Raw genomic sequence first — 25,010 nt, 5'->3', positions numbered from 1 at the left:
CACTCTCGGATAAGCGTACGACTTCCTTGCGACATTCCGTGCGGTTTCGTCGCAAAATTAGTCGTTGAGCTGAGAAAATACCAGCAAGCGGCTGTAACATTTAAAGTTTTGGCGACCCCTGCAGGATTCGAACCTGCGACCACATGCTTAGAAGGCAAGTGCTCTATCCAGCTGAGCTAAGGGGCCGTAGGGCCTCGCCACGCTTTACGCGCGGCGGGCAACACATGCCTGAAAGCGCCACCAAACTCAATGGCTGGCGTTCAATAAGTGCTTGGCTTCAGTGAGTCCAGGGCTGCATGCGGTTGAAGCGGAAGTTGTCGGAATAGGATACGGTCTGCCGGATAGGATCCTTCGGCGCGATGACGCGGTATTCGATGCCTTCGCGCTTGGCATAGTCCTCCGCCTGCTCCTGCGTATCGAACGTCAGCTTGAGCTGCTGGCGCATGTCGCCCGACGACGTATAGCCCATGATCGGATCGATCTTGCGCGGCGTTTCCTGGTCGAACTCCAGAACCCAGACATTGGTCTTGGCCTTGCCGGACTGCATGGCGGTCTTTGCGGGACGATAAATCTTGGCAGGCATTGCTGCAGCGCCTCCGAATGAAGCGGGAGCGACCCGCCTTTGTGCTTCACTTGTCTTGCCGCGTCCTCTGCAGGTCGGGCACATCTCGATTTTGATTAGCTGCGAATCCCTTTGTTTTCAAGCAAAAAGGCAGCCGAAATCCGCAGGAATTCTTCCACCGAAACGTGGCTTCGCGCTGATAGCGAAACGGCCGCTCGACACCGACAATATGCCAGCGCCCGCGGCGGGGACGGTAAACCTGAACCATTCCCGGACATTCGCCTTGACGCGCAGTTGTTCGAGGCGAACAGGCAATCCGCCATCATCATGTCACGCCCATGTCACGCGACAGCCTGCTTCCGTTCCTGTAAGCAGCAGCCGGCTTTTGCGGCAAGACCTTTTGGGGAGCGATATGATGTCGACTTCGGTGCTGATTGCTTTGACGGTGTCCTCCGCTTTGGCGACACTCGGTCTCATGGCCCTGCAGTTCATTCGCTGATATCCGAGACGGCACCAATCCCTAGCGAGCCAACTTGCGCGGCGCCTATCGTCCTTTCCTGAAAACTCGCACCGACCCATTTTGGGCTGGACCTATGCGACCCGCCCTCTCTAAGATGCTGGCGGAGCCTTCCAAAGAACGCAAGACGCGGATTGTCCGTTGCGCTATCTGCCCCAATCCCGACCCGTCATCACTGGAGTTGTTTGTGAGCCAAATTTCATCTGCTTGCGCGTCCCTCGCGGAAGCCCTTCTCGACGATCCGTTCTATCGCGCCGTGACGGTCGAATCGGGGGAGGATGAAGAGAGAAGACAAGGAGTTCTGGCGCAATATTTCGAACTCGCGATTGCCGAGGCGGATGGAATTGGCGAAGTGCACTATGCCAACGCCGACGGCGCCGCTATCTGGCATACCAATGAAGCGCATGCCGATGACACTGCAGCCTATGTCAAAGCGCGCAAGCAGGGGCTTGCTGCGCTGCTTGGAGACGCAGGCTTCGGCAATTATCTGCGGATATCCGAATCCATGGCGGAGCACGCACCGCCTCACCTCGCCGATGCCTGGTATCTCTCGATCCTGGGCGTAAGGCGGGCAGCTCGAGGACGGGGATTGGCACAACACCTCATCGAAATGACGCTACGCCGAGCCGATCTCCGGGGCGCCACCTGCTTTCTGGAGACTTTCAATCCCCTGAGCCTGCCCTTCTATCAACGCCTTGGTTTCAGCGACGAGATTCGCTGTTTCGAAAGGGTAACGGGGCGCAACTACTGGATACTTACAAGACATGCGGTCTCGCCGACCTGACAATGGGACGCAAGCCGCAGCCACGATCAAGCGATTGCCGTCGTCTACAGGTCTGAAATTTCGGGATGACTTCAATTAGTGGTCGGAGTGGAGAGATTCGAACTCCCGACCCTCTGGTCCCAAACCAGATGCGCTACCAGACTGCGCTACACTCCGTACCGTTTCAGTATGATCACAGAGGGATCATGTCCTGATTTCGTGCCGCCGGATAACTCTCCTGCGGAACGAGTGGGGAGATACACGGTTCATCTGCCCGCTGCAACAGGTAAAATCTTGCCGGGCAGATCTTCCCCTAGGAAAATCTACTTGCCGAGCTTGGCCGCAATGGTGGCGCTCGTCACCTTGTCGCCCACAGCCAGGCCGAGTTTCTTGACCACTCCACCATTCAGCTCGATTACGTAAGCGACCGGCCCATTGGAGTTGATAATCGCTTCGGAATAGGGAACGGCGTTTTCCTGGATATGTGTGACGACACCTTTTTGATCCAGAAAGAGCATGTCGAGCGGCAACTCGGTGTTCTTCATCCACATCATGACCGGCCGCGGCGTGCCGAAGTCGAACAGCATGCCATGGTCGGCCGGCATCTTGTCGCGGTACATCAGGCCGAATTCGAGCTGTGGCGGCGTCAAGGCCAGTTCCACGGTGAATTTATGCGTCTGGCCTTTGGGCGATGCGATCGAAAGCGGTTCCGAATCGAAAGCCATCGACTGCTGCCCTGCGATCTGTGCCGCGAAAGACGATGGGGCTACGGCCCCAACGAGAAAAAGCGCCAAAATGGCGCTTTTCAAAATTCCGAGAAATCCATCTCTCTTCATATCAATGCGGCCGCGTGACCGGGCTCGGTGCATCCGGGTGGATTTCCGCGGCCATCAGGCCCTTTTCACCCGGTCCGAAGCGGACGAGAACCACCTGCCCCGGCCGCAGCTCAGCCAGGCCGAAGCGACGCAGCGTTTCCATGTGCACGAAGATATCCTCCGTGCCTTCGCCGCGTGTCAGGAAGCCAAAACCCTTGGTGCGGTTGAACCACTTCACCAGCGCTCGCTCCAGGCCGCTCGTCGCCGTTACCTGCACATGCGTGCGCACCGGCGGCATCTGCGAGGGATGCACTGCAGTCGATTGGTCCATGGAGAGGATCTTGAAGGCCTGATAACCACGCTCCCGACGCTGAATCAGCGCGACGATGCGGGTTCCTTCGAGAATCGTCTGATAACCATCACGGCGCAGACACGTCACATGCAGCAAGACATCCTGCATGCCGTTATCCGGCACGATGAAACCGAATCCCTTGGCGACATCGAACCACTTGACGACGCCTGAGATTTCGATGAGCTCGACGGTATCGCCCGACATCTCCTCGAAGTCGACAACTCCCTTCGATGAAATTCTGTCACCCATCCTAGCCAGCCCTCGATTACGCGTCACACTGTTACGGTTAACTGATTCCCTGATATCAAGATTAACATCTTGGTAACGGAAAAGCGCAAGTCCTAGTTTTCGTTTATTCCCACCCTAAGATTATCGCTCCAAGACTTGCGCGAAGCTGGTGCCCCGATCGAAGATCCGCCCGGCTCAACATTAAGAGAGGAAATAGAATGCGTTATCTCCATACGATGGTTCGCGTCACCGATCTCGACGCCTCGTTGCATTTTTATAGCACCCTATTCGGACTTACCGAAACCCGCCGCTACGAAAACGAGAAAGGTCGTTTCACACTCGTTTTCCTTGCGGCCAGCGAGGACGCCGAATCATCCCGCAGCAATGGTGCCCCCAGCCTGGAACTGACCTACAACTGGGACCCGGAAGAATATAGCGGAGGACGCAATTTCGGCCACCTCGCCTACGAGGTCGACGATATCTATGCGACCTGCCAGAAGCTGATGGACAACGGCATCACGATCAACCGCCCGCCGCGCGATGGTCACATGGCTTTCGTGCGTTCTCCAGACGGCATTTCCATCGAGATCCTGCAGAAGGGCGCCAATCTTCCCTCAGCCGAACCCTGGGCTTCCATGGCCAACACCGGCTCCTGGTAAGGCCTAAGCTTTCGCGAGGCTTACGGCATGCGCGGAGCCATCCGTTTCGCGCTTGCCGCCCATGCCCATCCTCCGGCATGCTTGGACGACTCGAAGCATCATGCATCGGATATCGCGCGGCCATCGTTCCCAGTCGGCGCGTGCGGTATCGTCGTCCCTCGCAAGAGGCCGTTCCGATGCAAGCCTTTTTTGCAGGGAACGTCCTATGTGCGATCAACAGATTTTATACGGCAGGAAGAAGCTAGCAAGCACAATTGCCGTTCTTGCCTCATTTGTGATGATTGCCGGCTGTGCGACCACGGCCAAAAAGCCGACCGAAACATCCGACATCGCGCCAGCGGCGCAGCCGACGGCAGCCGAACAGCTCGCGGCCGATATGAACAACAAGGCGGACGCCCGGCGACGCAAAGCCGACCTTGGCTACCGTGACCCCCTGGTGCACAGCGTCAACGGCACACGCCAGCAGATCGTCGCCCAGCAGAATCAAGCGCTCTATCCGGCGCCTGCGGAAACGCCTCCCGACGGGCAAACCGGTATTGCCGGGCTGGTCACACAACCGACCGGCGTCAATGCGAACAGAAGCAGCATCTTTTCCGCCCCGCCGCCTATTGCCGTCAATCCAGATGGGACGCTCGCCAAGACCCAAGCTGATAGCGGTCAAACGATCACGCCGATGATGCGCAGTGTCTACAGCACACCGCCAGCAGCAATGCAGGCCGCGGCACCACAAACCATGGATGCCGCCGGCGTGCCCAATGGCCGCACTTCGGCGGACATGCTGCCACCGCCGGTCATCCGCCACTCGACCTCGCCGGCTGCGGCTTCGCCACAGCCGATCGCGCAGGTGACAGCGTCGGGAGTTTCGGCGACGCCGAACCCGAATGTGCGCGAGCTGAACGGCAGACAGGCGGCAGCGCTGGCGCAATTCATCGCCGCGAAGAACCAACCCCAGAATGGCAAGCTGCTAGTGCAGCCTGTGCCAGGCGCCAATGGTCAGTAGAAAAGCCCGCGTTTCCAGGGATTCTTCAATGTCGCCGGCAAGAGCCTGTTAAGTCTCACTTATTCGTGGTCGGCCGCCGTTTCACCCATCTGTCATTTTTTCCACAAAAAAGCAAAATTGCCGCTTGCAGGAATGAAATCACCCCGCTATAAGCGCGCCACACAGCAGCTGCACGCGCCCTTCGTCTATCGGTTAGGACGACAGATTTTCATTCTGTAAAGAGGGGTTCGACTCCCCTAGGGCGTGCCACTGTTGCTCCCCTCCCCATGGACAATTCATTTAAGCTACCGCTTGCGGACGCAATAGGCTATTCCTATCTACGCGGCAGAGCACGCGCCCTTCGTCTATCGGTTAGGACGACAGATTCTCATTCTGTAAAGAGGGGTTCGACTCCCCTAGGGCGTGCCAACCGCGTGGCTCGATGTTTTCCACAAGTGCCTCGAAAAATCTTCGCCTAGTCATCGATTTTTCTGGGATTTTTCTCGATTTTCCGCTTGCGGGAACAAAAGGTGCTGACTATAAGGGCGCCACAGCACGCGCCCTTCGTCTATCGGTTAGGACGACAGATTTTCATTCTGTAAAGAGGGGTTCGACTCCCCTAGGGCGTGCCACTGTTTCTTCCCGCTAAACCGTTGATTTTTATTCTCAGAGCGACACCGCGCGTACTCTACGTCACGGAGCTTTTGCCGCATCCGTGACACGCAGCTGTACGCGTCGGCTTCCCTGCCAATGATCGGCGCCCAATGTCCCGGCAACATGGATTTGTGCGCCGCGGGAAGACATCAGCAATTCGCCTAAAGGTGTCTCCGCCGCACGGAAGGCGATGCCGTCCACGCGGCCGCCGTCCATCGCCTCCAGCGTGATCTTGATGTGCGACTGGCCGACGAGGCGGGAATCGCGCAGCCGATGGCTCGGAAGCGCAAAGACGGGCTGCGGATGGCCCGACCCGTAGGGACCGGCCGTCTCGAGCCTGTCGATGAGCTCCACGGTCGCGCCGCTCGCACCGAGAGCGCCGTCGATCTTCAGCGTTTCATTGGCGACCAGCCCGGCCACCTGTTTTTCCGCCTTCTCTGTGAAGAAGGCGCGCAGCTTGCCGAGATTGCTTCGTTCAACCGTCAGGCCGGCAGCCATGGCATGGCCGCCACCCTTGACCAACAGGCCGGCATCGACGGCGGCGCGCACCATGCGGCCCATGTCGAAACCATTGATGGAGCGGCCGGAGCCGGTGCCCTTTCCCATCGGATCGAAGGCGATGGCGAAGGCTGGTCGGCGGAACTTGTCCTTGAGGCGCGAGGCGATCAGCCCGACGATGCCCGGATGCCAGCTCTCGCGCGCCGTGACGATGACGGAGGCGCCATCGCCATTGCCATATTCCGCCAGCGCTTCGGCCTCGGCCTCCTGCAGCATGGCGGCCTCCATGGCCTGCCTCTCGCGATTGAGCTCGTCGAGCTTTGCGGCGATCGTCTCGGCCTCGCCGGTATCGTCGAGCGTCAGCAGACGCGCGCCGAGTGCCGCATCACCAATGCGGCCGCCGGCATTGATGCGCGGACCGATGAGGAAGCCGAAATGATACGGCGAGACAGGACCGTTGAGACCCGCCTTGCGAAACAGCGCTGCAAGCCCAAGATTGCCCTGATGGCGCGCGGCGATCAGCCCCTTGACGACATAGGCGCGGTTCAAGCCCTTCAGCGGCACGACATCGCAAACGGTCGCGAGCGCGACGATATCGAGCCAGGCAAGCAGGTCGATGGATCGCACACGGGAATCGCCCGCCTCGCGCAACAGCCGCAAGGCCGCGACCAGAACCATGAAGACCACGCCAGCAGCGCAAAGATGCCCCTGCCCCGACAGATCATCCTCACGGTTCGGATTGACCAGCGCATGGCACGGCGGCAGTTCGTGCGCCACCTGGTGGTGATCTATGACGACGACATCGATGCCCCGCGCCTTGGCCACCTCAAGCGATTCGAAGCTGGTGGAGCCGCAATCGACCGTGACGATCAATGTCGCGCCATTGTCGATGAGCTGGCCGATGGCAGTCGGATTGGGGCCGTAGCCTTCAAAGATGCGGTCGGGAATATAGATGCTGGCCGGAACACCGAAATGCGTCAGGAAGCGATAGATAAGCGCCGAGGAGGCTGCGCCGTCGACATCGTAATCGCCGAAGACCGCGACCGTCTCGCCCTTCTTGATCGCGTGCAGGAGACGCCTCGCCGCCTTCTCGCAATCGGTCAGCAGATGCGGGTCCGGCATCAGGCCGCGAATGGTCGGATCGAGGAAGGCCATGGCCTCGTCTTGCCCGACGCCACGTCCTGCAAGCACTCGGGCAATCAGCTCCGGCAAGCCATGGGTCTGCGCAATGGCGAGCGCCCTGTTCTGGCCCGCCTGATCGAGCCGGGAAACCCAGCGATTGCCCGATACCGAGCGCTCGACGCCCAGAAACGCCCGCTGAACTGGATCGACCGGTTGCTCCACCATCTCTCCCGGAATTTGAGGGCGGCGTCCTTACGGGATCCGCCGCCGCTGTCAGCTTAGAGCGGTTCAGCTTTTCACGAAATCTCTAAACCGCTCTATCTGTTTATTTTCTCGCAATTCCGGACGGAAAACCGCTGTGCACTTTTCCTGGAATTGCTCTACTCTTTCGGCCGCTCGATACGGATGACCTGCGGTTCGCCGACGAGATAGCCTTCGTTCTTGATGGAGGCAACCGCCTTGCGTACCGAATCCTCCGTCGTCGCATGGGTGACGAGGATGATCGTCTGATGATCGGAGGGTGCCAGATGCTGCTTCGAGCGCTGCACGATCGATTCGAGCGAAATATGGTTTTCCGCCATGCGGGTAGCGACGCTTGCGAAGACACCAGTACGATCGAGCACCGTCAGGCGGATGAAATAGCCGCCTTCATGGCTCTGCATCTGCGCCTTGCGATAGGGCTCCAGCGCCTTGGCAGGATGGCCGAGCACCGGCACGCGCTGCTCGCCCGGACGGCTCTTAGCGATATCGGCGATGTCGCCGAGCACGGAGGATGCCGTCGCATTGCCGCCGGCGCCGGGGCCGACCATCAACAGTTCACCGAGGATATCGGATTCGATCGCCACGGCATTGGTGACGCCATCGACCTGAGCGATGACCGAATCGAGCGGCACCATGGTCGGATGCACCCGCTGTTCGATACCGCTTTCGGTGCGTTGGGCAACGCCGAGCAGCTTGATGCGGTAGCCGAGATCGGCGGCTGCGCGGATATCCTCGATGGAGACGTTGGTGATACCCTCGAGATAGATGTCGTCGGCCGCGATGCGATTGCCGAAGGCAAGCGTCGTCAGGATGGCGAGCTTGTGGGCGGTGTCGTTGCCCTCGATGTCGAAAGCCGGATCGGCTTCGGCATAGCCGAGACGCTGTGCTTCCTTGAGGCAATCGGCAAAGGACAGGCCTTCCTTCTCCATCCGGGTCAGGATGTAGTTGCAGGTGCCGTTCATGATGCCGTAGACGCGGGAAATCGTATTGCCGGTCAGGGATTCGCGCAGCGCCTTGATGACCGGAATGCCACCGGCGACGGCCGCTTCGAAGTTAAGCAGGACGCCCTTTTCTTCCGCGATCTGCGCAAGCTCGACGCCGTGATAGGCAAGCAGCGCCTTGTTGGCGGTGACGACATGCAGGCCCCGCGCCAGGGCCGCCCGCACGGCAGCGTTGGCAGCGCCCTCGGAGCCGCCGATCAGCTCGACGAAAACGTCGATATCGGCCTTCTGCGCGAGATCGACCGGACCGCCGAACCATTCGATGCCTGTCAAATCGATGCCGCGATCCCGCGTGCGATCGCGCGCGGTGACGGCGACGATCTTGACGGGACGACCGCAGGTAACGGCAAGCTCGTTAGCGCGGCTCTGGATGATGCGGACGAGCGAGGCACCAACGGTGCCCAAGCCCGCAATGCCGATTTTGAGGGCATCTGCCATGGAAAATTCCTGATCGGTATGGGGAACGGCAGCCACCGGAGCAGCTGCCGCGCGATATTACGAACGATGAGCGTTCAGCGAAATGACATTGTGCATCGTCTCATCCGCCGTGGAGAGGAAGCGCTTCAGATTGCGCGCTGCCTGACGGATGCGGTGTTCGTTTTCAACGAGCGCGATGCGAACATAATCGTCGCCCTGCTCGCCGAAGCCGATGCCGGGAGCAACCGCGATGTCGGCCTTCTCGACCAGCAGCTTGGAAAACTCCAGCGAGCCGAGATGACGGAACTTCTCCGGGATCTTCGCCCAGGCAAACATGGTCGCGGCTGGCGGCGGCACGTCGAAGCCGGCCTTGCCGAAGCTGTCGACCAGGACGTCGCGGCGGCGCTTGTAGATGCTACGGACCTCGGCAATATCGGAACCGTCGCCGTTAAGCGCGTGGGTCGCCGCCACCTGGATCGGCGTGAAGGCGCCGTAATCGAGATAGGACTTTACGCGCGTCAGCGCAGCGATCAGCCGCTCGTTGCCGACAGCGAAGCCCATGCGCCATCCAGGCATCGAGAAGGTCTTCGACATCGAGGTGAACTCGACCGTGACGTCGATAGCACCCGGAACCTCCAGAACGGACGGCGGCGGTGCGTCATCGAAATAGATTTCCGAATAGGCCAGATCCGACAGCACGATGATGTCGTGCTTCTTCGCGAAGGCGACGACTTCCTTGTAGAAATCGAGCGTCGCGACATAGGCCGTCGGGTTCGACGGATAGTTCAGGATCAGCGCCAGCGGCTTCGGGATCGAGTGACGCACGGCCCGCTCCAGCGGCGGGAAGAAGCTGTCATCGGGCTCGACCGGGATCGAACGGATCACGCCGCCGGCCATCAGGAAGCCGAAGGCGTGGATCGGATAGGTCGGGTTCGGGCAGAGAATGACGTCGCCAGGCGCGGTGATCGCCTGCGCCATGTTGGCGAAGCCTTCCTTGGAGCCGAGGGTGGCGACCACCTGCGTATCCGGATTGAGCTTCACGCCGAAGCGGCGGGCGTAGTAAGCGGCCTGCGCGCGGCGAAGGCCGGGAATGCCCTTTGAGGAGGAGTAACGATGCGTGCGCGGGTCCTGAACCACTTCGCACAGCTTGTCGACGATCGCCTTGGGGGTCGGAAGATCTGGATTGCCCATGCCGAGGTCGATAATGTCCGCCCCGCCCGCTCGCGCGCTCGCTTTCAAACGATTGACCTGTTCGAAAACGTAGGGCGGCAAACGCCGGACTTTATGAAACTCTTCCATTTCTTTCCCCATGGGACAGCGGCCCTCAAAACCGCGCTGAAGTTCGTTGATCTACCGGCCAGCCGCGATACGAACTTGGAAATCGCGGCGCCGCAACCATGCTGACTCGAAAGATAAGGTGAATCTTGGGCGATTATGCACGCAAAGTGCAATTCGCCGGTCAGACACATCCAAATTCGGCCTATCCGAACGCTTTGCGTCCAAATTACCTGAAACGCAAGGCTAATTCTGCGTTTGCGCCGGTTGGGCGCTGCCCTCTTTCTGAATTTCCTTCAGCGTATCCTGGCCATGTTCGGCGGCAAGCTTGCGCATCTCAGCGACGCGCTTCTGGTATTCGGCCTCGGAGATCGTACCGGCCTTGCGCTGCGATCCCAGTGCCGTCAGCTGCTTGGCCAGGTCGCCGGCCTGTTGATCGTTGATCTGCACGTTAGCTGCGGTCGGCGGCGCATTGAAGGAGGGATAGCCGTCCTTGTAATATTGCTGCGTGCTGGTTTCCACGATCGGCGTGCCCTTGGCGGGCTTTACGATGACAGCCTGAGGCGGCTGCTTGCGCTTGGCGTAGGCCGCCTTTTCCTCGGGCGTCGAGCAGCCCGCGAGCGTCAATGCGAGAATTCCGCACATTGCACCGCAGAGTACGGAATACCGGTTCAGTCTTGCCACCATGCCGCTGCCCATAATTGTCTTCCTGCCCAATTCCTTGCTGTGGGTTGCGACTGTTAAATTTGTCGCAGCAGCAAAGCAAGAGCAGGGTTGCGTTTCATTCGACTTGTATTCCTTTTCCCGCAAGATGTACAAATGGAAAACAAGACACGAGCTGCCGCCGGGAGGATGATGCGTGACCGACAGCAAGCGGGACAAGAATGAAGGTAATGGCGGCTTTCCCGGCTTTGATCCAAAGTCGGTCGAGCCTTACATCGTCAGGGATCCCGAAGCGATGGCCGTCAACTTTGCCCGTGCGCTCGAGAATCTCGGCAAGGCAGCCTCCGCCTGGCTTGCACCGCGCGAACGCGGCGAGAAGGTCGATACGGTCGCCGATCCCTTCACCGATATGGTCAAGACGCTGTCCAAGGTCGGCGAATACTGGCTTTCGGACCCTCGCCGGACGCTGGAGGCGCAGACGCAGCTCCTGTCCGGCTATTTCGGCCTGTGGACGAAAACCATGCAGCGCCTCAGCGGCGATTCGTCTGCCGAGGCGGAAGCTGAGCCGGTCAAGGACAGGCGCTTTGCCGACGAAGACTGGCAGAAGAACCCATTCTTCGACTTTCTGAAGCAGACCTATCTTCTGACGTCGAATTGGGCGGAAAAGCTGGTCGGTGAAGCCGAAGGGCTGGACGAGCATACGCGTCACAAGGCAGCGTTCTACACCAAGCAGATCACTGCCGCCTTCTCGCCGACCAATTTCGTTGCGACGAATCCGCAGGTCTATCGCGAGACCATCGCGTCCAACGCTGAAAACCTTGTGCGCGGCATGAAGATGCTGGCGGAGGATATCAGCCTCGGCCATGGCGAGCTGCGTCTGCGACAAACCGACATGACGAAATTCGCTGTCGGGCGCGACATGGCGCTGACGCCAGGCAAGGTGATCGCGCAAAGCGATGTCTGCCAGATTATCCAATATGAGCCGGCGACCGACAAGGTGCTGAAGCGACCGCTGCTGATCTGCCCGCCATGGATCAACAAATTCTATATTCTCGACCTCAACCCGCAGAAATCCTTCATCAAATGGTGCGTGGAGCAGGGTCACACGGTGTTCGTCATCTCCTGGGTGAACCCAGATCAGCGCCATGCCACGAAGGATTGGACTTCCTATGCTCGCGAAGGCATCGATTTCGCGCTCGATACGATCGAAAAGGCGACGGGCGAGCAGGAGGTCAATGCTGTCGGATATTGCGTCGGCGGCACGCTGCTTGCGGCCACGCTTGCCCTCCATGCCAAGGAAAAAAACAAGCGCATCCGCACGGTGACCTTCCTGACGACGCAGGTCGATTTCACCTTCGCGGGCGACCTCAAGGTTTTCGTCGACGAGGAGCAGATTGCAGCGCTGGAAGAGCAGATGAATGTGCTCGGCTATCTCGAAGGCTCGAAGATGGCGACGGCCTTCAACATGCTGCGCGCTTCGGAACTGATCTGGCCCTATTTCGTCAACAACTATCTAAAGGGACAGGAACCCCTGCCCTTCGACCTCCTGTTCTGGAATGCCGATTCCACCCGCATGGCGGCCGCCAACCACTCCTTCTATCTGCGCAACTGCTACCTCAACAATGCGCTAAGCCAAGGCAAGATGGTGCTCGACGGCAAGACGCTGTCGCTGAAGGACGTGCGCATTCCTGTCTATAATCTCGCGACGCGCGAGGATCATATCGCGCCCGCCAAGTCCGTCTTCGTCGGCAGCCAGTATTTCGGCGGGCCTGTGGAATTCGTCGTGACGGGTTCCGGCCATATCGCCGGCGTTGTCAACCCGCCGGACAAGCACAAATACCAGTTCTGGACCGGCGGCTCGATGAGCGGCAACTATGAAAACTGGCTGACCGAGGCAGCTGAGACGCCCGGCTCCTGGTGGCCGCATTGGCACGCCTGGATCCTTGCGCAGGATCACCGCATGACCGCAGCCCGCCAACCCGGAGGCAAGGCTCTCAACGCGCTGGAAGAGGCACCCGGCAGCTTCGTCATGGAACGGGCGTAAGAGCAGCCACCCGATCATGCAGTTTCCTTCGCCTCTCGTCCCTGCCCGTCTGATTTCGCGCTACAAGCGCTTCCTCTTCGATGCCGAGCTGGAGGATGGGACCTTCATCACCGGCTCATGTCCGAATACCGGCTCGATGCTTGGCCTGACGACGCCCGGCTCGCGCATATGGCTTTCCGAACATGAGGGCGCGAAGCGAAAATACCGTCATGTCTTCGAGCTGATCGAAGCCGACGACACCACGGTCGGCGTCAATACCGGGATGCCGAACCGCATCGCGGCGGAAGCGATCGCGCTCGGACAAGTCTCCGATCTCGGCGATTACACGACGGTCAAGCGCGAACAGAATTATGGTCGCAACTCCCGCATCGACCTGCTCTTGACCGACCCTTTGCGGACAACCACCTATGTCGAGGTGAAAAACGTCCACTTCATGCGGCAGCCGGGTCTCGCAGAATTTCCCGATACGGCAACGGCACGCGGCGCCAAGCATCTGGAAGAGCTTGGCGATATGGCAGAGGCCGGCTACCGGGCCATCATGCTCTTCGTGATCCAGCGCAACGATTGCGACCGCTTCCGGATCTGTGGTGATCTCGATCCGGTCTACGCTCGGGCCTATGATCGTGCTTTGGCGCGTGGCGTCGAAGTCTATGCGCTGAAATGCAAGGTTTCGCCGACGGAAATCGCGCCTGCCGGGTTGATCCCGATAGACGAACCCGGCATAGCTGCATTAGAACAGTTTAAGATCTCTACCAAAGGCTAGTCATGGTGAATTACATCGAAGCGGCAACGGCGCCGGCGAAGAATACGGGCGCTATCCGCATCTACGGGCAGGATGCCTTTGCGGGAATGCGCAAGGCATGCCAGCTGACCGCCCGCTGCCTCGATGAACTGGCTGCCATCGTCAAGCCTGGTGTAGCCACCGACGTCATCGATCGCTTCGTTTTCGAATTCGGCATGGATCACGGCGCCTATCCGGCGACGCTGAACTATCGCGGCTACATGAAGTCCTCCTGCACGTCGATCAACCATGTTGTCTGCCACGGCATTCCCAACGACAAGCCGCTGCGCGAAGGCGATATCGTCAATATCGACGTGACCTATGTGCTCGATGGCTGGCACGGCGATTCCAGCCGCATGTATCCGGTCGGCGAAATCAAGCGTTCGGCCGAGCGTCTTCTGGAAGTTACCTACGAATCCCTGATGCGCGGCATCGCCGCCGTCCGGCCGGGTGCCCGCACCGGCGCCATCGGCGAAGCGATCCAGAGCTATGCCGAGGGCGAGCGCTGCTCGGTCGTGCGCGACTTCTGCGGCCACGGCGTCGGCAGCCTCTTCCATGACTCGCCGAATATTCTGCATTACGGCCGCGTCAATGACGGCCCGGAGCTGCGCGAAGGTATGATCTTCACCATCGAGCCGATGATCAATCTCGGCAAGCCGCATGTGAAGGTGCTCGGAGACGGCTGGACGGCAGTTACCCGCGACCGTTCGCTCTCGGCGCAATATGAGCATACGGTCGGCGTCACTGCGACGGGTTGCGAAATCTTCACCCTATCGCCTGGCGGTCTGGACCGCCCCGGCCTGCTGCCGCTGCAGGGATAGTTCATGGCGAAACGTCCCGCTTCTTCCAACGGACATGGCAACATGCCCCTCGATAGCGGTGGGAAGACGGAGGCGTTGGAAGATGCGCCGCTGCTGGACGAGCGGCTATTCTTCGCCCAACAGGTTGCCAAACCCGTTTCACAGACCAACAAATCCGCGCCGGCCACCAAGTCCGCGCCAACGAACGTGGAGGCCCATTATCATGGTCACCGCGAACGGCTGCGCAATCGCTACCGTGATGGCGGCGATGCGGCGTTGGCTGATTACGAAATTCTCGAGCTGCTGCTTTTCCGGCTGATCCCACGCCGCGACACGAAGCCGATCGCCAAGGCATTGCTCGCCCGTTTCGGCACGCTTGGCGGCGTGTTCGGCGCGCCGATCAACCTGCTGACCGAAGTCAGTGGCGTCGGCGATGCCGTTGCGCTCGATCTGAAGCTGGTTGCGAGCGTCGGACAGCGTATGCTGAAAAGCGAGCTGACGGGCAAGCCGGTGCTTTCCTCCTGGAAAGCGCTCATCGACTATTGTCACGCCGCGATGGCGCACGAGGCACGCGAGCAATTCCGCCTGCTATTTCTCGATAAGCGCAACGCTCTTATCGCCGACGAGGTTCAAGGTTTCGGCACGGTCGATCATACGCCCGTCTACCCGCGCGAAGTCGTCAAACGGGCGCTCGAACTATCCGCATCGGCGGTGATTCTGGTCCACAACCATCCATCGGGAGACCCAACTCCGTCCCGCGCGGATATCGAGATGACCAAGACAATCATCGACACCGCCAAGCCTTTGGGCATCACCGTTCACGATCATGTTATCATTGGGAAAAACGGCCATGTCAGCTTCCGCGCGTTGCGGCTGATTTGAAATTGTCGCACGCGCGATAATCAAATACTTCAATTTTATAATATATATTTTTGATTTTATTTAATTATTTTTAGATTCTGGTTCTTGCGATCTTGGCGAAATATCCCGAAATCGTCATCGCGATCACTCCTTTCATTTTTCAGCTCGGCGTCAGGATGATCTGGCAGAAGGATCGCCACATCCTGCCAGCAGGTTCGCTGGCGGAAGCTGTTGTTTGATTTGGCCTATTCGCCTGCATGCGTGGCCATCTGGAGATCGAATGCCGAAGATGTCGCCCGTGCTTGCCAATCGCCTCCTTCGTATCGGTCGCGGCGCGCTTGTTACGGCGGGCGCTTTTCTGGTGGTCGCCGGCGGCTTCTATGCCCACATGCTCTGGACGACAAACTTCCATCCGGTCATCGTCGGCGAACTGTACCGCTCCTCGCAGCCGTCGGCCACCAACATCGCCGAGTTCCAGAAGCAATACGGCATCAAGACCATTATCAACCTGCGTGGCGACAATAGTGGGCACCATTGGTACGATAAGGAAGTTGCCGAGGCGAAAGAGCTCAACATCAACCATATCGATTTCCACATGTCTTCCGGCCGAGAGCTGACACAGGCGCAGGCCGCGCAGCTTGTCGAAATCATGCGCGATGCGCCGAAGCCGATTCTCATTCATTGCCAGGCCGGCGCCGACAGAACCGGCCTTGCCTCGGCGCTTTACCTTGCTGCCATTGCCAAGACCAATGAGGCTACCGCAGAAGGCCAGATGTCGATCATCTACGGTCATCTGCCGTTCTCCTTCACGCGCGCCTACGCCATGAACCGGACATTCGAGAAGCTGGAACCCTGGCTCGGCTTCTCTGCCTCCTGATATCTGGCTCCTGATCTCAGACGTTTCCTGTTAGATAATCTGTAACATTGAGCAGCTACCGGTTGACGGAGCATGTTGCATTGCGACATTGATTCTCTATTCCAGTCAGCCGAGGCTTCCCGATGGACCAATTCGATCTTCTAGTCGTGGGTAGCGGCCCTGCCGGCCGCAGGGGCGCTATCCAAGCCGCCAAACTCGGCAAGAGGGTGCTCGTGATCGAGCAAGGCAAGCGCGTTGGCGGCGTTTCTGTCCACACCGGCACCATTCCCTCCAAGACGCTGCGCGAAACCGCGCTCAACCTCTCCGGCTGGCGCGAGCGCGGCTTCTACGGTCGCGCCTACCGCGTCAAGCAGGAGATCAGCGCGGAAGATCTGCGGCGTCGCCTGCTGATCACGCTCGACCATGAAGTCGAGGTGCTGGAACACCAGTTCGCGCGCAATCGCGTTCAACATATTCGCGGCAAGGCGAGCTTCGTCGATCCGCAGACCATGCAGGTCGTCAAGGATGATGGCGAAGTCGTCACGGTCACCGCGGCAAGCATTCTGCTTGCCGTGGGCACCAAGCCGTTTCGTCCGGATTATATGCCCTTCGATGGCAAGACGGTTCTCGACAGCGACGAGCTGCTTGATATCGAGGAATTGCCCCGGTCGATGGTCGTCATCGGCGCCGGCGTCATCGGCATCGAATATGCGACCATCTTCAGTGCGCTTGACACGCAAGTGACGCTGATCGATCCGAAGTCGACCATGCTTGATTTTATCGACAAGGAGATCGTCGAAGACTTCACCTATCAGCTGCGCGATCGCAACATGAAGCTGCTGCTCGGCCAGAAGGCTGAGAAGGTGGAGCGCCTGCCGAATGGCAAGGTGGAACTGACGCTCGACAACGGCCGCCGCCTGACCACCGACATGGTTCTCTTCGCCGCCGGCCGCATGGGTGCGACCGATACACTTAATCTCCCCGCCGCCGGCCTTGAGGCCGACGCCCGCGGCCGCTTGAGCGTCAATCCGGAAACCTTCGCCACCAAGGTCCCGCATATCTTTGCGGCAGGCGATGTCGTCGGCTTCCCGAGCCTTGCTTCCACCTCGATGGAACAGGGCCGCATCGCCGCCCGCGTCGCTGTCGGCGCAATCGCCAAGGAGCCGCCGAAATACTTCCCCTATGGCATCTACGCCGTGCCGGAAATTTCGACCTGCGGCCTTTCCGAGGAAGAAGTCAAGGAAAGGCATATCCCTTATGAATGCGGCATTGCCCGCTTCCGCGAGACCTCGCGCGGCCACATCATGGGCCTCGACACGGGCCTGTTGAAAATGATCTTCTCGCTGAAGACCCGCCGCCTCCTCGGCGTCCACATCGTCGGTGAAGGTGCGACCGAGCTCGTGCACATCGGTCAGGCCGTGCTGAACCTCAAGGGCACTGTCGAATATTTCGTCGAAAACACCTTCAACTATCCGACACTCGCCGAAGCCTACAAGATTGCGGGCCTCGATGCCTGGAATCGTATGGGCGACATCAAGTCGGAGCTCTAGGCACCATGAAGCTCACGCCAGGTGACAGCGTTGAGCTTCAAGCGAGGGCTTCGATCAGGGGTAAGACTTCGACGAACGTATCGATGCGGTACTTCGGGGATGGCAGCATGTCCGGCCAAGACGTACCGGCACCATAAAATACGCCCTTCATTCCAGCGGCTTCCGCGCCCCTGACATCGGCCTCCGGGTTGTCGCCGACAAAGATGCAGCACGCCGGCACTACGCCCAGACGTTCGGCGGCGAGCTGGAAAATGCCAGGGTCTGGCTTGCGTAAGCCGACATCTTCCGAAATGACAACAAGATCGACGGCATCCCTAAGACCAGTGATATCCATTTTTGCGGACTGAACATCGGTGTGGCCATTGCTGATGATGGCTGTCTTCAAACCATGTGCCCGCAGCGCAATCAGCATCTCAAGAGCGCCAATCGACGGTCTGGCGAAAGATGGATATCGCATTTGAAAATCGGAAAGCAAAAGAGCTCCGGACTCATTGCTCATGCCTAAGGTCGCCGCCAATCGCGGGTAAAGTTTTTGTTTGTCGAGGAAACCTTCCTTTTCCAGAGCAAAGAAGGTTGCCTGAAAAGCCTGAAGCGTTACGCCCTTTAGTTGATCTTCCAGTCGCCTGAATTGATCCGGTAGGAATGCCATCAGGGCAGCGCGACGGTCGATAAGAGTTTCATCAAGGTCAAACATTGCCGCTTCAATCAAGCTCGGCCTCCATCCCATCCTATCGTGCCACGTTTCCAGATAGAGCTTCTCACACTGGAAAGAAACGGCCATTGCAACCGATAGGGATTTAGCGCTGCGGGCAGTGTCTGAAACCGCATGGGTGATATCAAGCCGGAGCTCCAGACCCGATAATATTGACCATGCAGATAGGGCTCACTATTCTGAGGGCATGATGAGCATTTTCAATATCGTTTCGGTCTTCTTCATAAGCCGCTGATCCGGTGGCTTTCAGCCAAATGAAGACGAGACCGCCTCAGCGGCTATGACGCCGCAGGCAGGTCTATGCTGAAACAGTCGTATTCCCCAATAAGAAGGGCGAGATACGGCGCGATGATTGAGAGAGATTTCATGCCATCCAAGGAACAGTACCCGGCTGCGCTTTCCCGCGCACAAATGAACGATTTCATCGAACATGGTTTTGTACGCATCGATGACGCGTTTTCTGAGGAACAAGCTGCCGAAGCTCGTGCCATCATGTGGCGCGATATCCCCTGCAGTGAACACGATCCGGCGAGTTGGAGATTTCCTGTCGTCCGGTTGCCGGGCTATGGCGGCGAGCCATTTCGCACCATCGCCAACATGCCCGTTCTACACGCTGCCTTCGACCAGCTAGTCGGACCTGGGCGATGGCTGCCGCGGGACGGTCTCGGCACCTTCCCGGTGCGCTTTCCACACCCGGACGACCCCGGTGACGCCGGCTGGCACGTCGATCTTAGCTTTCCCGGTGACGACTGTGATCCGAATGAGCAAAGCGACTTCTCCGCCTGGCGTGTGAATGTCACTTCGCGAGGGCGTGCGCTGCTTACGCTGTTCCTGTTTTCGGATATCAGTGAAGACGATGCGCCGACCCGCATCCGCGTCGGTTCCCATATGGAGATGGCACGCTACCTCGAGCCGGCGGGAGAGCAAGGTCGTTCTCATATGATGCTCGAGCACATGGGAGCCGACCGCCCGCAGGCACTGGCGACGGGAAAAGCGGGCACGGTCTACATCTGCCATCCCTTCCTTGTTCATGCCGCCCAGAAGCATCGAGGCACCAGGCCGCGCTTCATGGCGCAGCCTTCGATCGGGCTCGCCGAGCCTTGTCGATTGGAACGACCTGATGGCGCCTATAGCCCGGTCGAGATCGCCATCCGCCGCGCACTCGGTAAGGAATAGCGTATGAGCCAATAAGCGTGGCCCCTCACCCCAGCCCTTTCCCCGCCTGCGGAGAGAGGGAGGCAATCATGCGTGAAAACAAAAAAGCCCCGCCGTTTCGGCGGGGCTTAATTTCAGTCCGGAAGAAAACCGATTATTCGGCGCTGTCTTCAGCAGCCTTCTTCTTCGGAGCGGCCTTCTTCTTCGGAGCGGCAGCTTCTTCGCCTTCGGCGGCGGCTTCGGTTGCTTCAGCCTTGGCGGCAGCCTTCTTCTTCGGAGCGGCCTTCTTGGCAGCCGGCTTGTCTTCTTCTTCGTCGTCGGCCAGCAGCGCTTCCTTGGAAACGGTCTTGTCTGTGACGTTCACTTCGGTCAGCAGGTGATCGATGACCTTTTCTTCGAAGATCGGCGCACGCAGGTTGGCGGAAGCGCCGGGCGTGTTGCGGAAGAATTCCAGGATTTCCTTTTCCTGGCCCGGGAACTGCTGGAGCTGGGCATAAAGCGCGCGCTGCAGTTCATCTTCGCTGACTTCGACGCCGGCCTTTTCGCCGATTTCGGAGAGAACGAGGCCGAGGCGAACGCGACGCTCAGCAAGCTTGCGGTATTCTTCGCGAGCCTTCTCTTCGGTGGTGTCTTCGTCTTCGAAGGTCTTGCCGGATTCGCTGAGATCGGTCTCGATCTGACGCCAGATGCTGGCGAATTCAGCGTCGACAAGCTTCTGCGGGGTGTCGAACTGGTACATTTCGTCGAGCTGGTCGAGGATCTGACGCTTGACCTTCTGGCGGGTGACCGAGCCATACTGGCTTTCGATCTGGCCGCGAACGATTTCCTTCAGGCGATCGGCAGATTCGAGGCCGAGCTTGGAAGCGAGTTCGTCGTTGATTTCGACTTCGCCGGGTGCTGCAACTTCCTTGACGTTGATGTCGAAGGTGGCTTCCTTGCCGGCAAGGTTCTTGGCCGGATAGTCGGCCGGGAAGGTTACGGTGATGACCTTCTCATCGCCAGCCTTGACGCCGACGAGCTGCTCTTCGAAGCCCGGGATGAAACGGTTGGAGCCGAGAACGAGCTGCGAATCTTCGTCCTTGCCGCCGTCGAAGGCAACGCCGTCGACCTTGCCGAGGTAGTCGATGGTGACGCGGTCGCCGTTGGCAGCCTTGCCCTTCTTGGCTTCGTAGCTACGAGCGCTTTCAGCGATCTTGAGGATCTGCTCGGTGACTTCGTCTTCGCCGATTTCAGCGACTTCGCGGGTGACCTTGATGCCGCCTACCGGCTTCAGTTCGATCGCCGGGATGACTTCGTAAGACAGCGTGAATTCGAAGTCGGCCTGGGCGGAGAGGATCTTTTCTGCCTCATCCTGGTCTTCCGTCATGGCGATTTCCGGCTGGGTAGCCGACTTTTCGCCGCGCTCGGTCAGGATAGCCGGCGGCTGATCGCGAACGATTTCGTTGACCAGATCGGCCATGATCGACTTGCCGTAGACCTTCTTCAGGTGCGAGACCGGAACCTTGCCCGGGCGGAAGCCGTTGATGCGGACCTTGTCCTTGACCTCGGCCAGGCGCTCGTTCATGCGCACTTCCATGTCCTTGGCCGGGATGACCACCTTGATTTCGCGCTTCAGCCCTTCAGCGAGCGTTTCGATAACCTGCATTGTCCTACCTTCATTCATGGCGGCCGTGCCCAGACAGCCGTTCGTTTCGATGAGCACGACGCCGGAAAATCCCGAGCGTGGCTTGGATGCAATTCTCTTTCACCTTGCAAGAGCGCCGCGCATTCGAACGAACGCGCAAAAGGCAGCTCTATCCCGTCACGAGCCAAAACATCTTATCCACTTTCCTCATCGAAAGCGGGATGCTTTGGGCAAGATGCGCGTCCTGCGGCATATCGGAAGACAGGCTTCTTCAGCCTCCCCCGTCCACAAGACAGTGTTGGTGCGGGTAGAGAGACTTGAACTCCCACGCCTTGCGGCACCAGAACCTAAATCTGGCGTGTCTACCAATTTCACCATACCCGCGTTCCCAAAACCGCATGGCGAATGCCTGCCCATGGGGCCTTCCGGAGCGCGGCGTCTCTATATCACCCGTTTTAAACCACGCAAAGGAAAAATGACGGTTCCGCGACGACGCTTAAAGCTTATCGGAGCTCTTCACGCAGATACCGTCAGTAGAGCGGCTCTTCGTAGACGGATTTGCCATCGAGAAGCAGGCTTCTGATATGGGCAGCACCATCGGAAGACACCCGCGCCGCAATGGCGACGCGATTGTCGTTGCGGGCGCTCTCGATATCGTGCCCCTGCCCCTCAGGCACGTAGTAGCGCTCGATACCATAGGTGACCCCGATAATCGCCTGCGATGGATCGGTGGCATCGCCATAGAAAACATAATCGACAGGCAGGCTTTTGAGCACGACCGTATCGGGTTTCGCATCGAGCTTGCCGAAGGATGATTCGACGATGCCCCAATAACCATCATCCTGCTTCTTCAGGCGAACAGACAGGATTGCGGCACTTCGGCTCATTTTCGGTGGTCCCTCGACCATCGTCGAGAACGGAACCCGCGAGATGTCGTAGTTCAAGGTCACGTAGTCGCCGCGCAGAAGATCGCGTGGATCGACCGGCGCCGTCTTCAGGAGAATCTCAACGCCGCTGCGCAGGCCCCAGGCCCGCTCGCCGACCATATAGCCGAGCACAGCGGTTTGCAGAGCGGCAACGACGATAGCGGCAATCCAGACCCTGCGAGCATTCCCGTTTGCAACCATGCTCCTGTCAGCCAAATCAATCATGCCCGCTTCCCCTGCCCGCGATTATCGGAAAAACGCCGTTCCAGCTGAATGACCAGCCAGGCGGCGATCGCCACAAGCAATCCGGCAACGAGGAAGAACCCCGCCGTGCCGATGATCGAACCGATCGTCTCGCTGGCGAGGTAGAGAATCTCGCAGGAAAAGACAAAATAGGCGAGATAGCGCACCGCGCCATTGTCGCGGCCACTGAGCGCGATGGCGATCACCGAGCTCGCCAGTGTCGCTGCCGCTACGATGATAAGCGGCAATTTGTCTTCGACCCAGACATTGTTCTCAAACGAGCCTTTGCTGATTTCGGCGTGGATCAGAAAGAAGCCGATCGATGCGACGAGAAAGGCATAGAAAGCTGGTGCTGCGCCGGCTGTACGTGCAAAGGGCATCAGCGGCGACGCGGGAATGCTGACGGCGAGGAAAGCCGCCATGCCGAGAGCGGCAAACAGAATCGCGGTATTCAGCCCCTCGTGGCGGCCAAACAGCCATGTCAGCCAGCCGACGAGCATGAGGTAGGCCAAATGCCGGGCGGCCGGCGCGTCGGCATAGCGAACCAGCACAATCAGGACCACGGCCATCAAAGGCGGCATCCAGGGCATCAATCCATACCATTCGTCGAAATGCCCCCAGAGATAGACGCCGCAAAATGCCCAGGCGAGAAAGCCGGCGAGCCCGACCTGCGCCGAGGAGCGAAACGACGCCGCGACGATACAGGCGGCAATGAACCAGACGATCATCATTCTGAGCTCGTCGCCGGACAGATTGTACATTTGGCCGACCAGCGCCATGGCGCCGCCAAAACTCAAGGTGCCGAGGATCAAAAGGCCGGCGGCGAGGATGGAACGTCCACGCGCCAGCAGATATGCGGTTGCGAGATAGAAGCCCCAGATCATCGCCACCAGCCCCAGCAGACGGGCAATTCTCGGAAGAGCCTCCCAGTTTGCGGAAATGAAAAGCAATATGGCGAGACCGAGAAGCACGGCCGCGATAATGGTCAATACCCGGCCGGCACTGAAACTTGTCTGGCGACCGTCATATTCGCTCAGTATGGCTTTCGCCGTTCCAGCGTCGACCAGCCCTTTGTCGGTCCAAATTTTCAGATCCCGCTCCAGCCTGCCTCTGTACATGCCCGGCTCCCCTCACTGCGATTCTGCTTGCGACAGAGTTAGCACAAATCGCCACACAATCGATGCGAGCCGGGTGCTTCGGGCGGAAGCTTCGGCTCACAGGAATATGTGTCATATTAATACGGAATTAAGCGATCATAGAGTATGCTCTGGACCGGTAAAGAGATACCGGCGAAAGATATGCGCGCAGCTCATGCCTCCCATGAAATTATTGCGCTGCACAAATTCGAAAAGTCATACTATTTATAGGACAACAAAGACGGCAGTGGCGTGCCGGACCGGTGCAGATCGGACAAAGCCTGGGGATGAATATCCCGACACCATATTCGGAGCCGCATACTCCTCCTCCCAATGCGCTCCGATCGATTGACGACACTCCTCCTCCCAAGTCGTCAATCACCATAAATGACGCCCACCGCATCCTCCTTCCGCGGTGGGCGTTATTTTTTGTCCACCTAAATCGGTTTATACTCCTCGGAAGCGGGCGAAGCCCTAAGAATGGCTCTCGACGTCAAGGCATGCGGCCAAGCCGACTTTGCGCCCGCCGAAAGCGGCCTTTCCGCCAATCGATCTCCCCAAAACAGCAAGGCTGGCGAAATGATGGCCCAAAGCGGGCAGCACTCTGCAAATGCTTGGGAATGCTGGGCACAGGCTTGAAATGACTCGCCAGCAGCAATCTTCGTTTGGCCGTGATATGCACATAAAGCAGCCACCATCTTGGGCAGATTGCCCCGAAGACTTGCACCTAATGCATAGGTGACATGAAGCTTTCGCTCTTTTAGTTTTCGCGGCGCAGCATATATTTAAATCCATTAGATCGACGGCGGAACCAATCCTGGAACTGCTCGATCCTGAGATCCTCGAAAGGGACTACAATGAACCTGACCCGCTCCTTCAACAACTGGCGCAAGTATCGTCAGACCGTTAACGAACTCGGCCGTATGAGCTCGCGTGAACTGCACGACCTCGGCATCGACCGCGCCGACATCCATCGCGTTGCTCGCGAAGCCACCGGCCGTTAATCGCCGGATAGGCTTCGCCTTTCAGCGAAAGCCTTCTCAACGCCCGTTGCGGACCTCCGCGGCGGGCGTTCTTTTTTGCCTATCGACTGAGCAAGCGCAGCATGACCAATTCTGCTGCGAGCTATTCCCTATCTGCAAAGCACACAAATTTTGAGCATTGGCGGCTTTTTGGGCGTCATATTGCACAAATGCATAGCAGACGCCTTTTCTTTGCACTGCACAAATCACGTCCTCGCGCCTATATAGAGTGCAAGCGCTGAGGCGGTAATCGTACCGCCCGCAAACAAGATACCAAGGACAAGATCATGAACCCGCTTCGCATTGCAAAGAACTGGATCAGCTATCGCCGCACTCTGAACGAACTTGGCAACCTCTCCAGCCAGACCCTTTCGGACATCGGCGTCAGCCGCTACGAAATCCGCAACATCGCTGCTCGTTCTTTCCGTTAATAGGAACGGACTGAGCAGACTGCCTCAAGACGGCGCCTTTCGGCGCCGTTTTTGATTCCGGCGATTGAAATGCCGCCGGGACCCCAAGCGCAGCCCACTTTTG

At 58.8% G+C, this 25,010-nt stretch carries 23 protein-coding genes and 6 tRNA genes; 15 read left to right on the top strand and 14 right to left on the bottom strand.

What is annotated here, in order from left to right; genetic code table 11:
• Positions 1 to 109: 109 nt before the first annotated feature.
• Positions 110 to 186 (bottom strand) — tRNA-Arg (locus tag GA0061100_RS09890).
• A gap of 91 nt (positions 187 to 277) precedes the next feature.
• The gene (locus tag GA0061100_RS09885; RefSeq protein WP_075852483.1) at positions 278 to 583 is read right to left on the bottom strand and encodes an ETC complex I subunit; all 306 of its coding nucleotides are present in this window, start codon (positions 581 to 583) and stop codon (positions 278 to 280) included.
• Between the two features lie 572 nt (positions 584 to 1,155).
• Between GA0061100_RS09885 and GA0061100_RS09880 the strand changes: the two genes are divergently transcribed.
• Positions 1,156 to 1,863: a GNAT family N-acetyltransferase gene (locus tag GA0061100_RS09880; protein WP_083961308.1), complete on the top strand. Its 708-nt coding sequence runs from the start codon at positions 1,156 to 1,158 to the stop codon at positions 1,861 to 1,863.
• Between the two features lie 79 nt (positions 1,864 to 1,942).
• Here the strand turns inward: GA0061100_RS09880 and GA0061100_RS09875 are convergent.
• The 3 genes from GA0061100_RS09875 to GA0061100_RS09865 form a co-directional block, all read right to left on the bottom strand.
• Positions 1,943 to 2,019 (bottom strand) — tRNA-Pro (locus GA0061100_RS09875).
• A gap of 146 nt (positions 2,020 to 2,165) precedes the next feature.
• Complete coding sequence (locus GA0061100_RS09870) at positions 2,166 to 2,678, bottom strand: DUF192 domain-containing protein (protein ID WP_075852481.1); 513 nt, start codon at positions 2,676 to 2,678, stop codon at positions 2,166 to 2,168.
• 1 nt (position 2,679) lies between these two features.
• On the bottom strand, positions 2,680 to 3,258 hold the full coding sequence (locus GA0061100_RS09865) for a cold-shock protein (RefSeq protein WP_015339721.1): 579 nt from the start codon (positions 3,256 to 3,258) through the stop codon (positions 2,680 to 2,682).
• A gap of 197 nt (positions 3,259 to 3,455) precedes the next feature.
• On the opposite strand from GA0061100_RS09865, the gene GA0061100_RS09860 reads away from it, so the two are divergent.
• From GA0061100_RS09860 to GA0061100_RS09840, 5 genes are all read left to right on the top strand, one after another.
• Positions 3,456 to 3,896 carry a VOC family protein gene (locus tag GA0061100_RS09860; RefSeq protein WP_075852480.1) on the top strand — a complete coding sequence of 147 codons (441 nt, stop codon included), beginning with the start codon at positions 3,456 to 3,458 and terminating at the stop codon, positions 3,894 to 3,896.
• Positions 3,897 to 4,101: 205 nt separating this feature from the next.
• Positions 4,102 to 4,896 carry a hypothetical protein gene (locus GA0061100_RS09855; protein ID WP_075852479.1) on the top strand — a complete coding sequence of 265 codons (795 nt, stop codon included), beginning with the start codon at positions 4,102 to 4,104 and terminating at the stop codon, positions 4,894 to 4,896.
• 174 nt (positions 4,897 to 5,070) lie between these two features.
• Positions 5,071 to 5,145, top strand: a tRNA-Glu gene (locus GA0061100_RS09850).
• An 84-nt stretch (positions 5,146 to 5,229) separates the two neighbouring features.
• Positions 5,230 to 5,304 (top strand) — tRNA-Glu (locus tag GA0061100_RS09845).
• A 128-nt stretch (positions 5,305 to 5,432) separates the two neighbouring features.
• Positions 5,433 to 5,507 (top strand) — tRNA-Glu (locus GA0061100_RS09840).
• 61 nt (positions 5,508 to 5,568) lie between these two features.
• Here the strand turns inward: GA0061100_RS09840 and recJ are convergent.
• The 4 genes from recJ to GA0061100_RS09820 all read right to left on the bottom strand — a co-directional run bounded on the left by recJ (position 5,569) and on the right by GA0061100_RS09820 (position 10,802).
• The gene (gene recJ / locus GA0061100_RS09835) at positions 5,569 to 7,374 is read right to left on the bottom strand and encodes a single-stranded-DNA-specific exonuclease RecJ (protein ID WP_075852478.1); all 1,806 of its coding nucleotides are present in this window, start codon (positions 7,372 to 7,374) and stop codon (positions 5,569 to 5,571) included.
• Between the two features lie 155 nt (positions 7,375 to 7,529).
• The gene (locus tag GA0061100_RS09830; protein WP_075852477.1) at positions 7,530 to 8,849 is read right to left on the bottom strand and encodes a homoserine dehydrogenase; all 1,320 of its coding nucleotides are present in this window, start codon (positions 8,847 to 8,849) and stop codon (positions 7,530 to 7,532) included.
• Between the two features lie 57 nt (positions 8,850 to 8,906).
• The gene (locus tag GA0061100_RS09825; RefSeq protein WP_047634632.1) at positions 8,907 to 10,127 is read right to left on the bottom strand and encodes an LL-diaminopimelate aminotransferase; all 1,221 of its coding nucleotides are present in this window, start codon (positions 10,125 to 10,127) and stop codon (positions 8,907 to 8,909) included.
• A gap of 222 nt (positions 10,128 to 10,349) precedes the next feature.
• On the bottom strand, positions 10,350 to 10,802 hold the full coding sequence (locus tag GA0061100_RS09820) for a hypothetical protein (protein ID WP_075852476.1): 453 nt from the start codon (positions 10,800 to 10,802) through the stop codon (positions 10,350 to 10,352).
• Between the two features lie 160 nt (positions 10,803 to 10,962).
• On the opposite strand from GA0061100_RS09820, the gene GA0061100_RS09815 reads away from it, so the two are divergent.
• The 6 genes from GA0061100_RS09815 to sthA all read left to right on the top strand — a co-directional run bounded on the left by GA0061100_RS09815 (position 10,963) and on the right by sthA (position 17,658).
• Positions 10,963 to 12,810, top strand: a complete 1,848-nt coding sequence (locus tag GA0061100_RS09815) for a PHA/PHB synthase family protein (protein ID WP_075852475.1) — start codon at positions 10,963 to 10,965, stop codon at positions 12,808 to 12,810.
• A 16-nt stretch (positions 12,811 to 12,826) separates the two neighbouring features.
• On the top strand, positions 12,827 to 13,573 hold the full coding sequence (sfsA, locus tag GA0061100_RS09810; RefSeq protein WP_075852474.1) for a DNA/RNA nuclease SfsA: 747 nt from the start codon (positions 12,827 to 12,829) through the stop codon (positions 13,571 to 13,573).
• A 2-nt stretch (positions 13,574 to 13,575) separates the two neighbouring features.
• Entirely contained in the window at positions 13,576 to 14,412 is an 837-nt protein-coding gene (gene map / locus GA0061100_RS09805; protein ID WP_075852473.1) for a type I methionyl aminopeptidase, read from the top strand.
• 3 nt (positions 14,413 to 14,415) lie between these two features.
• Positions 14,416 to 15,273 (top strand): RadC family protein, encoded by an 858-nt coding sequence (gene radC, locus GA0061100_RS09800; protein ID WP_075852472.1) that lies wholly within the window; start codon positions 14,416 to 14,418, stop codon positions 15,271 to 15,273.
• A 259-nt stretch (positions 15,274 to 15,532) separates the two neighbouring features.
• Positions 15,533 to 16,129 (top strand): dual specificity protein phosphatase family protein, encoded by a 597-nt coding sequence (locus GA0061100_RS09795; protein ID WP_075852471.1) that lies wholly within the window; start codon positions 15,533 to 15,535, stop codon positions 16,127 to 16,129.
• Positions 16,130 to 16,251: 122 nt separating this feature from the next.
• The gene (gene sthA, locus GA0061100_RS09790) at positions 16,252 to 17,658 is read left to right on the top strand and encodes a Si-specific NAD(P)(+) transhydrogenase (RefSeq protein WP_075852470.1); all 1,407 of its coding nucleotides are present in this window, start codon (positions 16,252 to 16,254) and stop codon (positions 17,656 to 17,658) included.
• A gap of 37 nt (positions 17,659 to 17,695) precedes the next feature.
• On the opposite strand, the gene GA0061100_RS09785 is transcribed toward sthA, so the two are convergent.
• The gene (locus GA0061100_RS09785; RefSeq protein ID WP_075852665.1) at positions 17,696 to 18,367 is read right to left on the bottom strand and encodes an HAD family hydrolase; all 672 of its coding nucleotides are present in this window, start codon (positions 18,365 to 18,367) and stop codon (positions 17,696 to 17,698) included.
• Positions 18,368 to 18,736: 369 nt separating this feature from the next.
• Here GA0061100_RS09785 and GA0061100_RS09780 point away from each other — a divergent pair, with 369 nt between their 5' ends.
• Positions 18,737 to 19,546: a phytanoyl-CoA dioxygenase family protein gene (locus GA0061100_RS09780; RefSeq protein WP_075852469.1), complete on the top strand. Its 810-nt coding sequence runs from the start codon at positions 18,737 to 18,739 to the stop codon at positions 19,544 to 19,546.
• Between the two features lie 133 nt (positions 19,547 to 19,679).
• On the opposite strand, the gene tig is transcribed toward GA0061100_RS09780, so the two are convergent.
• The 4 genes from tig to GA0061100_RS09760 all read right to left on the bottom strand — a co-directional run bounded on the left by tig (position 19,680) and on the right by GA0061100_RS09760 (position 23,436).
• A complete protein-coding gene (gene tig, locus GA0061100_RS09775) occupies positions 19,680 to 21,170 on the bottom strand; it encodes a trigger factor (protein WP_075852468.1) in 1,491 nt (496 codons plus the stop codon).
• A 278-nt stretch (positions 21,171 to 21,448) separates the two neighbouring features.
• Positions 21,449 to 21,533 (bottom strand) — tRNA-Leu (locus tag GA0061100_RS09770).
• Between the two features lie 146 nt (positions 21,534 to 21,679).
• Positions 21,680 to 22,300, bottom strand: coding sequence for a GDYXXLXY domain-containing protein (locus tag GA0061100_RS09765; RefSeq protein ID WP_075852467.1), 621 nt, complete (start codon positions 22,298 to 22,300; stop codon positions 21,680 to 21,682).
• Positions 22,297 to 23,436 carry a DUF2157 domain-containing protein gene (locus GA0061100_RS09760; protein ID WP_075852466.1) on the bottom strand — a complete coding sequence of 380 codons (1,140 nt, stop codon included), beginning with the start codon at positions 23,434 to 23,436 and terminating at the stop codon, positions 22,297 to 22,299. Before GA0061100_RS09760 ends, GA0061100_RS09765 begins: the two co-directional genes overlap by 4 nt.
• 875 nt (positions 23,437 to 24,311) lie before the next feature.
• Here GA0061100_RS09760 and GA0061100_RS09755 point away from each other — a divergent pair.
• Entirely contained in the window at positions 24,312 to 24,458 is a 147-nt protein-coding gene (locus GA0061100_RS09755; protein ID WP_015339702.1) for a DUF1127 domain-containing protein, read from the top strand.
• A gap of 305 nt (positions 24,459 to 24,763) precedes the next feature.
• A complete protein-coding gene (locus GA0061100_RS09750) occupies positions 24,764 to 24,907 on the top strand; it encodes a DUF1127 domain-containing protein (protein ID WP_015339701.1) in 144 nt (47 codons plus the stop codon).
• Positions 24,908 to 25,010: the final 103 nt, after the last annotated feature.

Source organism: Martinezella hainanensis, assembly GCF_900094555.1.
GTDB classification, from domain to species: domain Bacteria; phylum Pseudomonadota; class Alphaproteobacteria; order Rhizobiales; family Rhizobiaceae; genus Rhizobium; species Rhizobium hainanense.
The sequence above is the reverse complement of the archived record's forward strand: the minus strand, read 5'-3'. Positions and strand labels throughout refer to the sequence as shown.